General features: G+C 64.5%; 12 protein-coding genes. 10 read left to right on the forward strand and 2 right to left on the reverse strand.

Translation table 11 applies throughout. The annotated features are described in order from the left end of the window. The first annotated feature begins 75 nt into the window (after positions 1–75). The 8 genes from ACFX5Q_RS06255 to ACFX5Q_RS06290 all read left to right on the forward strand — a co-directional run bounded on the left by ACFX5Q_RS06255 (position 76) and on the right by ACFX5Q_RS06290 (position 7,342). A complete protein-coding gene (locus ACFX5Q_RS06255; protein WP_192177879.1) occupies positions 76–1,332 on the forward strand; it encodes a flagellar hook protein FlgE in 1,257 nt (418 codons plus the stop codon). 30 nt (positions 1,333–1,362) lie between these two features. Then, positions 1,363–2,814, forward strand: coding sequence for a flagellar hook-associated protein FlgK (flgK, locus tag ACFX5Q_RS06260; protein WP_404276208.1), 1,452 nt, complete (start codon positions 1,363–1,365; stop codon positions 2,812–2,814). A gap of 3 nt (positions 2,815–2,817) precedes the next feature. Then, positions 2,818–3,870, forward strand: a complete 1,053-nt coding sequence (locus ACFX5Q_RS06265; protein ID WP_404276210.1) for a flagellar hook-associated family protein — start codon at positions 2,818–2,820, stop codon at positions 3,868–3,870. A 31-nt stretch (positions 3,871–3,901) separates the two neighbouring features. Then, positions 3,902–4,249: a flagellar biosynthesis regulator FlaF gene (gene flaF / locus ACFX5Q_RS06270; protein ID WP_006204070.1), complete on the forward strand. Its 348-nt coding sequence runs from the start codon at positions 3,902–3,904 to the stop codon at positions 4,247–4,249. Next, the gene (flbT, locus tag ACFX5Q_RS06275) at positions 4,246–4,689 is read left to right on the forward strand and encodes a flagellar biosynthesis repressor FlbT (protein ID WP_006204069.1); all 444 of its coding nucleotides are present in this window, start codon (positions 4,246–4,248) and stop codon (positions 4,687–4,689) included. The genes flaF and flbT overlap by 4 nt, the downstream gene beginning before the upstream one ends. Beyond that, the gene (gene flgD, locus ACFX5Q_RS06280) at positions 4,689–5,096 is read left to right on the forward strand and encodes a flagellar hook assembly protein FlgD (RefSeq protein ID WP_120014896.1); all 408 of its coding nucleotides are present in this window, start codon (positions 4,689–4,691) and stop codon (positions 5,094–5,096) included. Before flbT ends, flgD begins: the two co-directional genes overlap by 1 nt. A gap of 27 nt (positions 5,097–5,123) precedes the next feature. Continuing rightward, entirely contained in the window at positions 5,124–5,390 is a 267-nt protein-coding gene (gene fliQ, locus ACFX5Q_RS06285) for a flagellar biosynthesis protein FliQ (RefSeq protein WP_006204067.1), read from the forward strand. 308 nt (positions 5,391–5,698) lie between these two features. Continuing rightward, positions 5,699–7,342, forward strand: a complete 1,644-nt coding sequence (locus ACFX5Q_RS06290) for an MFS transporter (RefSeq protein WP_404276212.1) — start codon at positions 5,699–5,701, stop codon at positions 7,340–7,342. A 22-nt stretch (positions 7,343–7,364) separates the two neighbouring features. On the opposite strand, the gene ACFX5Q_RS06295 is transcribed toward ACFX5Q_RS06290, so the two are convergent. Continuing rightward, positions 7,365–9,146: a chloride channel protein gene (locus ACFX5Q_RS06295; RefSeq protein ID WP_404276214.1), complete on the reverse strand. Its 1,782-nt coding sequence runs from the start codon at positions 9,144–9,146 to the stop codon at positions 7,365–7,367. A gap of 177 nt (positions 9,147–9,323) precedes the next feature. Further along, positions 9,324–9,623 carry a putative quinol monooxygenase gene (locus ACFX5Q_RS06300; protein ID WP_404276215.1) on the reverse strand — a complete coding sequence of 100 codons (300 nt, stop codon included), beginning with the start codon at positions 9,621–9,623 and terminating at the stop codon, positions 9,324–9,326. A gap of 107 nt (positions 9,624–9,730) precedes the next feature. Between ACFX5Q_RS06300 and flhA the strand changes: the two genes are divergently transcribed. Both flhA and fliR read left to right on the forward strand, forming a co-directional pair. Continuing rightward, positions 9,731–11,818 (forward strand): flagellar biosynthesis protein FlhA, encoded by a 2,088-nt coding sequence (flhA, locus tag ACFX5Q_RS06305; protein WP_404276217.1) that lies wholly within the window; start codon positions 9,731–9,733, stop codon positions 11,816–11,818. After that, on the forward strand, positions 11,815–12,567 hold the full coding sequence (gene fliR, locus ACFX5Q_RS06310) for a flagellar biosynthetic protein FliR (protein WP_404276219.1): 753 nt from the start codon (positions 11,815–11,817) through the stop codon (positions 12,565–12,567). Before flhA ends, fliR begins: the two co-directional genes overlap by 4 nt. Positions 12,568–12,570: the final 3 nt, after the last annotated feature.

Raw genomic sequence — 12,570 nt, forward strand, 5'->3', positions numbered from 1 at the left:
TCGCGCAAGACACAGGGCATAGGCTCGCGACCACTGTCATGGACCCCACTCTCGGGGCATTGAGGAGACGTTTCGATGAGCCTGTACGGAATGATGCGGACCGGCGTTTCCGGCATGAACGCGCAGGCAAATCGCCTGTCGACCGTCGCCGACAACATCGCCAATTCCGACACCACCGGCTACAAGCGGTCCTCGACGGAGTTTTCGACGCTGGTTATGCCGAGCACCGGCGGCGCCTATAATTCGGGCGGCGTCACCACGACGGTCCGCTCCTCGATCAGCGCCCAGGGCGTGCTCCAGTACACCACTTCGGTGTCGGACCTGGCGGTCAATGGCGACGGCTTCTTTGTCGTCCAGGATCCGAGCGGAACGCCTTACCTCACCCGCGCAGGTGCCTTCGTTCCGAACGCCGAGGGCAAGCTGGTCAACGCTGCCGGCTACCAGCTGATGGCCTACAGCTACGACAATGGCGTGCCGGCCGCCACCGCCAACGGCTTCGAGGGCCTTGTGCCGGTGCAGATTTCCGACCAGGAAATGACGGCGACCCCCAGCACCGAGGGCACCTTTACCGGCAATCTGCCGGCGGGCGCAACGACGGTTGCTGCCGGCAGCCTGCCCTCGACCAACAGTGCGACCGCCGAATACACGTCGAAGTCCTCGCTGGTCGCCTATGACAATCTCGGCAACAAGGTGCTGCTCGACGTCTATTTCACCAACACCGGAACCGGCACCTGGGAAGTCTCGGTCTTCGACCAGTCCCAGGCCACCGCCGGCACGTCCTTCCCCTATACGGGTGGCGCACTGGGTTCGGCCAACCTGACCTTCGACACCACCACCGGCAAGCTCACGGGCGCCGTCGACAGCATCTCGCTCACCGTGCCGAACGGCGCGGCCCTGAGCATCGATCTGTCCAAGCTGACCCAGCTCGGCACCGGCTACACGGTTTCAGAAGCTGAGGTCAACGGCAACGCCCCGAGCACCATCGAGAGTGTCCAGATCGGCGAGGACGGCGTCATCTACGCGCAGTATGAGGACGGCTCCACCAAGCCGCTCTACAAGATCCCGCTGGCTGACGTGACCAGTCCCGATCGCCTCACCGCATTGCCGGGCAATGTCTATTCGCAGAGTTCAGACTCCGGCGCCGTGCGCATCGGCTTCGCCAGTGAAGGCAAGCTCGGCTCGATCGTCTCAGGCGCACTCGAGAATTCCAACGTCGATATCGCCGAGGAACTCACCAACATGATCGCGGCGCAGCGCAGCTATACCGCCAATTCGAAAGTCTTCCAGACGGGTTCCGACCTGATGGACGTCCTTGTCAACCTGAAGAGATAAACGACGGGCGTCCGCCCGTGAAAGAGCCGCATGTCGCTGTCTTCCGCATTGAGCATCGCCCAGTCGTCGCTTCTGGCCACGTCGAAACAGACCAGCATCGTTTCCCGCAACGTCGCCGATGCCTCCAATTCGGACTACGCCCGCCGCACCGCGGTCATCACCAGCACGGCGCCCGGCGCCCGTTCCGTGGAGGTCCAGCGAGCGGCCAACGACCTGCTGTTTCGCCAGAACCTCAGCGCGCTCTCGGCATGGAGTGGCCAGAGCGCGCTCTACAGCGGCATGGACCAGCTGGATCTCGCTGTAAACGGCGTCGACAACGCCTACTCGCCTTCGACCGCGATCGCCAATCTGCAGAATGCGCTGCAGCTCTACGCGACGACGCCGTCCAACCAGAATCTCGGCGCCAGCGTCATCGACGCGGCCAAGGATGTCGTGCGCTCGCTGAACGACGGCACCACGGCGATCCAGGATTTCCGCACCCGGACCGACAGCCAGATCGCCACCGCCGTCGATGACCTCAACTCGCTGCTCAGCCAGTTCCAGGATGCCAACAAGGCCGTCATCTCCGGAACGCGTTCGGGCACCGACGTGTCCGACGCGCTCGACCAGCGCGACGCGCTGCTGAAGAAGATTGCCGAATATGTCCCCGTCTCGACCTTTACGCGCGGCGACAACGACATGGTCATCACCACCACCGACGGCACGACGCTGTTCGAGACCGTGCCGCGCTCGGTGAGCTTCACGCCGTCGGCCGGCTACACCGCCGGCACCCCTGGCAACACCATCTATATCGACAACGTCCCGGTCTCCGCCGGCACCGGCGACAACACCAGCGCTGTCGGCAAGCTCGCCGGCCTGATAACCTTGCGCGACAGCGTCGCCGCAACCATGCAGAGCCAGCTCGACGAGACCGCGCGCGGTCTCATCTCCGCCTTCGCCGAAACCGCGCCGTCGCAATCCGATGCGGCCGGCCTGTTCACCTGGTCCGGCGCGCCCGCCGTGCCGGCGGCCGGCACGCTGGTCAATGGCCTTGCCGGTTCGATCAGCGTCAACATGGCGATGGATCCGAGCGCCGGCGGCGACCCGGCGCTGCTGCGCGACGGCGGCGCCAACGGCGCGGCCTATATCCTCAACACCAGCGGCTCATCCTATTCCGACCTATTGATCGCCTATGGCGACAGGCTCGACCAGCCGATGGCCTTCGATGCCGCCGCCGGCATCACGACGACATCCAGCGTCTCCGACTATGCCGCCAACGCCATCGGCTGGTTCGAAGGCGTGCGCCAGCAGGCCTCGACGACCGCCGACGCCAAGGAAGCGCTGGCCACGCGCACGGCCGAGGCGCTGTCCAACGACACCGGCGTCAATGTCGACCAGGAAATGTCGTTGCTGCTCGATCTCGAACACACCTATCAGGCCTCGGCGCGCATGATGAAGACTGTCGACGACATGCTGTCAGCCCTGCTCGATGCCGTGGGATAATCCATGAAAGCCACATCCGTCTCCTCAGCTGCATTGTCCAATGCCATGCGCTATCAGCAAATGCGCATGCAGGCCGAACTGGTCAAGGCGACCAAGGAGTCGTCGACGGGTCAGGTCGCCGATGTCGGTCTGGCGCTTGGCGGACGCACGACTCAGGCCGTGACCTTCTCGCGCGATCTCGACCGGCTGAACGGCATCATCGATTCCAATGCGCTGGTCGCCGCCCGGCTCACATCGACCCAGGATTCGCTTGGCCAGCTCTCCGATGTTGCGCAGAGTTTCCTCTCGGCCCTGACCAGCGCCGTATCCGGCGATTCCTCGACCAGCATCACGCAGGCCGCCGGCGCCTCGGCGCTGCAGCAGATGACGGGAATCCTCAACACCGGCGTGAATGGCGAATATCTGTTCGCCGGCACCAACACTGACGTCAAGCCGATCGATGATTTCGCGGCCACCGGCTCCCCCGCCAAGGCTGCCTTCGACGCTTCCTTCGTCGCCTATTTCGGTTTCGCGCAGGGCGATCCGGCCGCAGCCAGCATCACTGCTGCCCAGATGGATGATTTCATCACCACCAGCGTCGAGCCGCAGTTCCTCGGCTCGGGCTGGCAAGGCACCTGGTCGAACGCTACCGATGAGCAGATCACCAGCCGCATCGCGCTCAACGAAACCACCGAAACCTCGGTCAGCGCCAACGAAGAAGGCATCCGCAAGCTCGCCATGGCATCGGCCATGGTCACCAGCCTGCTTTCCAGCAGCACCATCAGCCAGGCAGCGAGGACTGCGGTCACCAGCCGCGCCCAAACGCTGGTCGGCGAGGCCATCGGCGGACTTGTCCAGGTGCGGTCCGAGGCCGGCCTCGCCCAGAAGCGCGTGTCCGACGCCACCGATCGCATGAAAACCCAGGTCGACCTGTTCGAGAAGCATATCATCGACCTCGTAGGCGTCGATCCCGCCGAGGCCGCGACCCGCGTCGCCGACCTGACGCAGCATATCGAGACGTCCTTCGCGCTGACGGCGCGCCTGCAGCAACTCAGCCTGTTGAATTACCTGACCTGAAACCACCCACCGGAACGGCAGAGCTCCCAAGATGTACCAATTCTCCTACGCCGACATCCAGACCGACTCCGTCGCCGACGCGAAGGACCGGGAGCGGCAGCTGCTCACCCGCTCGATCGACATGCTCGCGGCGGCGGCGGCCGTCGGCCATGGTTCGATGGAAGCAGCCGAGGCGCTGCACTTCACCAACCGGGTATGGACCACCTTCGTCGAGGATCTCGGCTCCAGCGACAATGCCTTGCCCAAGGAATTGCGCGCCAACCTGATCTCCATCGGCCTGTGGCTGCTGCGCGAGGCCGAGGACATCCGTCAGGGCCGCACGAACAATTTCGAAGGCCTGATCGAAGTGTCCCAGATCATCCGGGACGGCATTCAATGACCAACACGCTGAAGATATCGCTGAAGCCGAACGAGAAGATCTACATCAACGGCGCCGTCATCCGCGTCGACCGCAAGGTCGCCATCGAGCTGATGAACGACGTGCAGTTCCTGCTCGAAAGCCATGTCATCCAGGCCGACGAGGCGTCGACACCGCTCAAGCAGCTCTATTTCATCCTGCAGGTCATGCTGATGAACCCGCAGGCGGCCTCCGAGGCGCGCGACATGTTCCGCCGCTCGCTGCCCATGCTGCTGGCGAGTTTCGAGGACGAACGGATCTGCAGCGCGCTAAAGCAGATCGACCGCATGGTCGGCGAGGACCATATCTATGAGGCGCTGAAGGCGATCCGTGCGCTTTATCCGCTCGAACGCCGCGCGCTTGGCGGCAATGACGATGTTGCGGGTGCGCCGCGCCCGCTGGCCGTGGGAGCCCGATACTAATGACCGTTGACATGACGACCACCATACCGACCGGCGCCAATTCGACCACCACGTCGACCTCCAAGACAGCGGTCGACTACCAGTCGTTCCTGAAGCTGCTGATCGCCGAAATGAAGAACCAGGATCCGACCAAGCCGATGGATTCGACGCAGTATGTCGCCCAGCTCGCCACCTTCTCGCAGGTCGAGCAATCGGTGCAGACCAACACCAAGCTCGACCAGATCATGCAATCCTCGGCCTTGTCGCAGGCCGATGCCCTGATCGGCCGCTCGATAACGTCCGCCGACGGCAACACATCAGGCACCGTGGCGTCGGTGCGCCTCGCCAGCAGCGGCCTTATCGCTGTGCTGGAGAACGGCACGGAAGTTCCCGTGACCTCGGGCGTCTCGGTCAAGGCCGCGAGCTAGTCGCGAACTATAGCCGAGGCCGGTGCCATGAACGAGGCAGACGCCCTCGATATCGTACAATACGCGGTGTGGACGGTGCTGACCGCATCCGCTCCCGTCGTGCTGGTGGCAATGGCGGTCGGTATCGGCATCGCCCTGATCCAGGCCTTGACGCAGATCCAGGAAATCACCCTCACCTTCGTCCCCAAGATCGTCGCCATCATGCTGGTGGTGGCGCTGACCGGTCCGTTTATCGGCGGCCAGATATCGGCCTTCACCAACGTTATCTTCGAGCGCATCGAAAGCGGCTTCTAGGCCCGCGCGGAAATTCCAGCGCCTTCGCCAGGTACCATTCAGCATGCCCGAAATCTTCGGCCGGCTGCAGCGGGCACCCTCACCGACGCGCTGTACACCGCCGCGAACGCCGCGGGACCAGGCTCTAAATTGGTCCAGAGCGCCAAGACCTTTGGATTAGTTGCGTCCCGACGTATTTTTGCCGTGCTATCCTGTTGTTGGACCATGGTCTTTTTCGAAGTGGTGTTCGCCTCCCGCGCTGCCGTGTTCCACCTCCATAGGTGGCATGACGGTGAGGGGTACGGACGTAATCAGGCGGGACAGCATTGATGATCGATGACGAGCCGGGCGGCGACCGCGTCTCGGCGTTGGCGCCCTTCCGGCACGGCATTTTCCGGGCTGTATGGTCGGCCAGCCTGGTGTCGAATTTCGGCGGCCTGATCCAGGGCGTCGGCGCCGCCTGGATGATGACCTCGATCGCCACCTCGTCCTACCAGGTCGCGCTCGTCCAGGCCTCGACCACCTTGCCGATCATGCTGTTTGCGCTGGTTGCCGGCGCCATCGCCGACAGCTTCGACCGTCGCAAGGTCATGCTGGTCGCACAGACCTTCATGCTGGTCGTCTCGGTGCTCCTGACCGTCTTCACTTACCTCGGCCTGATCACGCCGTGGACGCTGCTTGCCTTCACCTTCCTGATCGACAGCGGTACGGCGTTGAACAATCCGTCATGGCAGGCCTCGGTCGGCGACATGGTGCCGCGCGCCAAGCTGCCGGCAGCCGTCGCGCTGAACTCACTGGGCTTCAATCTGACGCGCAGCGTCGGCCCGGCGATCGGCGGCATCATCGTCGCCGCCGCGGGTGCTGCCGCTGCCTTCGCCGCCAACGCAATAAGCTATGTCGGCCTGATCATCGTGCTGTTTCGCTGGAAGCCGGATCTGCCGGTGTCGACGCTGCCGCGCGAGACGCTGGGAGCGGCGATGGGCGCCGGCCTGCGCTATGTCGCCATGTCGCCCAACATCGGCAAGGTCCTGGTCAGGGGTTTTGCCTTCGGTTTCAGCGCCGGCGCGGTGCTCGCCTTGCTGCCGCTGGTGGCGCGCGATGTCGTCAAGGGCGACGCCTTGACCTACGGCATCATGCTCGGCGCCTTCGGCATCGGCGCGGTCGGCGGGGCGCTGATCAGCGTGCGGCTGCGGCAGTTGCTGTCGAGCGAGACGATGGTGCGCATGGCTTTTGCCGGCTTCGCCGTCTGCGCTTTCAACGCCGCCATCAGCGACCACGCCTGGCAGACTGCGCTCGGACTGCTCGTCGGCGGCGCCTGCTGGGTGATCGCGCTGTCGCATTTCAACGTCACGGTGCAGATGTCGACACCGCGCTGGGTGGTCGGCCGGGTGCTCTCGGTCTACCAGACGGCGACCTTCGGCGGCATCGCACTTGGCAGTTGGATCTGGGGCGTCGTCGCCGACGCGCATGGCGCCGAGACCGCGCTCATCGTGGCAAGCATCGCCATGCTGGCAGGCGGCACCATCGGCCTGCTGCTGCCTTTGCCCCAGCAGGCGGTGCTCAATCTCGACCCGCTCAACCGCTTCAAGGAGCCGCCTCTCGGGCTCGACCTCAAGCCGCGCAGCGGCCCGATCGCCATCATGATCGAATACATCATCCGTGACGAGGACGTGCCGGAGTTCCTCGCCACCATGGCCGAGCGCGGCCGCATCCGCCGCCGCGACGGCGCCCGCAACTGGACATTGGCGCGCGACCTCGAAAATCCGGCGATCTGGATCGAGCACTACCACACGCCGACCTGGCTCGAATACATCCGCCACAACAGGCGCGCCACCCATGCCGACGCCGTCATCGGCGAGCGCATACGGGCGCTGCACAGCGGCAGCGAGTCGCCCCGCGTCCGCCGCATGATCGAGCGGCCGACGACCGCCGGCACCGCGCTCGTCATGCCGAAGGGGCCGATCGAACACTGATCGGGGCCGGTATGATCTCTGGCTAGCCCTCGCCGGACAGATCCCGCCGCGCCTTGTCGAGTTCTTCGGCATAGCGCCGCATCAGATGGCTTTCGGTCAAAAGCCCAAGCACGACGCAGTCGGCGAAATCCTCGACCACGGCCAGTTCCTCGGCGCCGGCGCGCTGGAAGGTTTCGGCCGCCGACTGGACGTTCATGGTCGGCACCAGAACCGCATCCTTGAACTGGGCAAGCGTCCGCACCGGCGTCTCGCCGTTGGACAGTTCGCTGTGCAGTTCGGCCACGATCAGCACGCCGACATAGTGCCGGCCCTCGTCCACCGCGATGACGCGTTGCGCTGAGCCGAGCGGGATTTCCTTACGGAAAGCGCCAAGCGTCGTCGAAGCGTCGATGGTGCGGACATCCTTGCGCATCATCGAGCCGACGGTGAGGCTGCGCATCCAGCCGACGTCGTGCGCGCTGCGGATCGTCTCGCCGCGCAGATGGAAACGCCACGTCGAGAACGAGTAGCCGAAAGTTTCGCGCACCAGGATCGCCGACATGATCGAGGCCACCAGCACGACGCCGGTCAGCGTCAGGTCGCGCGTCGATTCCAGCGCCAGGAACGTCATGGTCAGCGGCCCACCGACGACGCCGACGGCAAGCGAGGTCATGCCCACGACGGCGGCAACCGCCGGATCGATGCCGGTTGCCGGCGATACGAATGCCATCACCCCGGCGAAGATCTTGCCGAGCAGCGCACCGAGGAACAGCGAGGCGAAGAACAGGCCGCCGCGAAAGCCCGAGCCCAGCGAGATCGCTGAAGCCGCCAGCTTCAGCACGAAGACGCTTGCGACGACGGCGATGCCGTAATTCATCGCGAACTCGCGATGCAGGGCGCCATGGCCGCTGGACAGGACCTGCGGCGTGACCAGCCCCAGCAGTCCGACGAGAATGCCGCCGATGAAGGGTCGCAGCGAGGCGTCGATGGAAAGCCTGGCAAAGCCGCGCTCGATCAGGCTGACCAGATGCATGATGGCGATGGAAGCGGCGCCGCCCAGAAGCCCGAGCAGCAGGAACGGCAAATACTGGCTGGCGGTGAGTGCCGGCAGGCCGGCGAGCTCCAGCGGAAAGGGCACGCCACCAAACACCTCGGCGGTCAGCGAAGCGTAGATCGCGGCGGTCATCACCGGCGCGACATTGGCGACCGAATAGATGCCGATGACCAGCTCGAACCCGTAGAAGGCCCCCGTCAGCGGCGCATCGAAGGCGGCGGCGATAGCACCTGCCGCGCCGCAGCCGACCAGGATACGCACGTCATTGCGACGCAGCCTCAAGGCGCGCGCCAACCGCGACGCCAAGCCGGAGCCGACTTGCGTGTAGCCGGCCTCCAGTCCGACCGAAGCCCCGAAGCCGCTCGAGATGATCGTCTGCCCGGCGATGATGAAAGTGTCGGTGAGCGACATGCGTCCACCGTAAAGCGCGTTGGCCTCGATCGGATCGACCGGGGTGCGGAACTTTCGCTTCCGCAGCCAGACCACCGACAGACCGAGCAGGATGCCGCCGATCGCCGGGATCGCCGCCTGAACCGGGTCGGATAAGGAAAACATCGCCGACAGCCGGCCGCCCGGCTGGACCCCGAACAGCAGCCCATGCATGCCCTGCACCATCTGGCTCATCGCCGTGACCAGCACGCCCGCCATCACGCCCACGACACCGGCCAGGACGACGATCACGATGCCGCGCGCCTCGAGCAGCGGGATCGATCTGATCAGCACCGCGCGGAGCCGGCGGGCATAGACTTGAGGTTCGTTTCTGGAAAGCACCGGAACGGCTCGCCGTTGAGCAAGAGGTGGAAGCTGCCGCCTGATACGCCCGGCGGCATTGCGTGACAACCGCAATGCCGACTGCTTGTGGCGCCATTTTGGCACCGCGCTGCAGCTTCCCACCCCTGCGAAGCTCAGCAGCGCCGAGCCGGCATCGCCGAAACTGTCTTCGATCGATCAGGTCGGCTTGGCATTGCCCGCTTCGTAGAGCATCAGATTGCGATCACCGATGCCGAGCGTCGCCCAGCTTGCACGCCAGTCCGCGATGTGCGCCGAGCTGAAATGCGCGTCGAGCGCGGCGCGGTCACTCCAGACTTCGGAGACGTGGATAAGCCCTGCGTCGAGGACATCTTGCGCATAGGAATATTCGATGCAGCCGGGCTCGGCGCGGCTGGCGGAGATCATCCGCTGCATGGCCGGTCTTGCCTCAGCGAGCTTGTCCGGCGGCAAACGGACCGTGCCGATGATCAGGAGCATGCGATTCCCTTCTTCTCTCAGGGCGCATTCTCCCACCCTCGCGCAAGCTTGGCCAGCTAGGCTTACAAGGCTGTCGCGCGCGGCAGGCTTATGATTTGAGGACGATTATGGCGATCAGCGAAAGCATTGCAGCCGGCACCGTTGCCAAGAACGGCCGCGACGTCTTCTTCGCGATCGGGATCGTCATCATCCTGGCCGTGCTGTTCCTGCCGATCCCGGCCTTCCTCATCGATATCGGCCTTGCCTTCTCGATCGCGCTGTCGGTGCTGATCCTGATGGTTGCGCTCTGGATCCAGCGCCCGCTCGATTTCTCGTCCTTCCCGACCGTGCTCTTGATCGCAACCATGCTGAGGCTGTCGCTCAACATCGCCACCACGCGCATGATCCTGGCGCATGGCAATGAAGGCACCCACGCCGCCGGCTATGTCATTGCCGGTTTCTCCCGGCTGGTGATGGCCAGCGACTTCGTCATCGGCCTCATCGTCTTCCTGATCCTGATTGTGGTGAACTTCATCGTCATCACCAAGGGCGCCACCCGTATCGCCGAGGTCGGCGCGCGCTTCACCCTCGACGCCATTCCCGGCAAGCAGATGTCGATCGATGCCGACCTTTCCGCCGGCATGATCGACGAAAAGACGGCGCAGCTGCGCCGCCGCGAACTGGAGGAGGAATCCTCCTTCTTCGGCTCGATGGACGGCGCCTCGAAATTCGTCCGCGGCGATGCCATCGCCGGCCTCATCATCACCGCCATCAATATCGTCGGCGGTATCGCCATCGGCTACATCCGCCACGACATGGGCATGGGCCAGGCCGCCGACGTGTTCATCAAGCTGTCTGTCGGCGACGGCCTCGTCACCCAGATCCCGGCACTCATCGTCTCGCTCGCCGCCGGCCTTCTGGTCTCCAAGGGCGGCACGCGTGGCTCGACCAACCAGGCGGTGTTCGGTCAGCTCGGCGCCCATCCGCGCGCGCTCTACGTCGCGGCGTCGCTGCTCGTCATTCTGGGTCTGATGCCCGGCCTGCCGCTGTTCCCGTTCTTTGCTCTTGCCGGCGGTATGGCCGGTCTCGGCTACATCATCCCGCTGCGCCACAACCGGGCACTCGCCGCCGCCGAGGCGGTGAAGAACCAGGAAAAGGCCAACAAGGCCGAGGAAGAGAAGAACTCGGTCAAGGCCTCGCTCGCCACCGCCGAGATCGAGCTCTTGATCGGCAAGCAGCTTTCGACAAGGCTGCTGGTATCGCATCAGGAACTGGTCTTCCGCATGGGCAAGATGCGCAAGAAGTTCGCCACGCAATACGGCTTCGTCGTGCCGGAAGTGCGCGTCGCCGATGATTTCGCCATTCCGCCGAAGAGCTACCAGATCAAGGTCCACGGCACGGTGGTCGCCGAATACCAGATGCGCGTCGGCGAGATCATGGTGCTGCTCGGCACCCGCGACGTGCCGGAACTTCCCGGCGAGGAGATCCGCGAGCCGGCTTTCGGCATGCGCGCCTTCTCCGTACTCGAAACCTTCGCCGAGGATTTGAAGCGCGAGAACTACACCTTCGCCGACAACATGTCGGTGCTGCTCACCCACCTGTCCGAGGTCATCCGCAACAACCTGCCGCAGCTTCTGTCGTATAAGGACATGAAGGCGCTGCTCGAACGCCAGGACCCCGAATACCGCAAGCTCGCCGACGAGATCTGCACCACGCATATTTCCTATCCGGGTCTGCAGGCGGTGCTGAAGCTCTTGCTGGCCGAACGCGTCTCGATCCGCAATCTGCACCTGATCATCGAGGCGATCGCCGAGATCGCCCCGCATGTGCGCCGCACCGAGCAGATCGTCGAGCATGTCCGCATCCGCATGGCGCAGCAGATCTGCGGCGACCTCTCCGAAGGCGGCGTGCTCAAGGTGCTGCGGCTCGGCAACCGCTGGGACCTCGCTTTCCACCAGAGCCTCAAGCGCGACGCCAAGGGCGAGGTGCGCGAATTCGACATCGACCCGCGCCAGCTCGAGGAATTCGGCCAGGACGCGACCAAGGCAATCCGCAAGCATCTCGAGGCCGGCGAGCGCTTCGTCCTCGTCACCGCGCCGGATGCGCGTCCCTATGTGCGCATGATCATCGAGCGCCTGTTCACCACGCTGCCGGTGCTCAGCCACGTCGAAATCGCCAAGGGCGTCGAGATCAAGGTGCTCGGGACCATATCGTGAGCGCGCTCTCGCAAGGCGTTGTGATCGCCGCCTTCCTCGCCTTCTGCCGCATCGGCGCCTGCTTCATGCTGATGCCCGGCCTGTCCAGCGCCCGCGTGCCGATCCAGGTCCGGCTGTTCGTGGCGGTGGCCGCCACCGGCGGGCTGCTCGCCTTCCTCTGGGACCGCATCTATCCGTTCGTCGATCCGCGTCCGCAGATCCTGGCGCCGATGATCGTCTCGGAATTGCTGGTCGGCGGACTGATCGGCGCCATGACGAGGCTCTACATGGAGGCGCTGCGCTTCATGGGCTCGGCCATCGCCATGCTGATCGGCTATGGCGGCACCGGCGGGCCGGCGATCGAGGAGGCGGAGCCGCAGGCGGCCCTTGCCGCCATCATCTCGTTTTCGGCGCTGCTTTTGCTGTTCGTCTTCGATTTCGACCATGAGATCGTGCGGGCGCTGGTCGCCTCCTACACCGTCGCGCCGGTCAATGTCTTCTTCAACCCGCAGGCGGCCCTGGTCGATCTCACCGACACCGTTTCGGACGCCTTCTTCCTGGTCATCCGCCTCGGCAGCCCCTTCGTCGCCTATGCCATCCTCGTCAATCTGACGATCGGCTTCGTCAACAAGCTGACGCCGCAGATCCCGGTCTATTTCATCTCGCTGCCCTTCGTCATCGCCGGCGGGCTGATCATCTTCTATTTCGCCATCGGCACCATGCTGTCGCTGTTCGTCGACGATTTTGTCGACCTGACGCTCGCGCGGTAGGCA

The organism is Mesorhizobium sp. IMUNJ 23033 (genome assembly GCF_044778005.1).
GTDB lineage: Bacteria > Pseudomonadota > Alphaproteobacteria > Rhizobiales > Rhizobiaceae > Mesorhizobium > Mesorhizobium amorphae_A.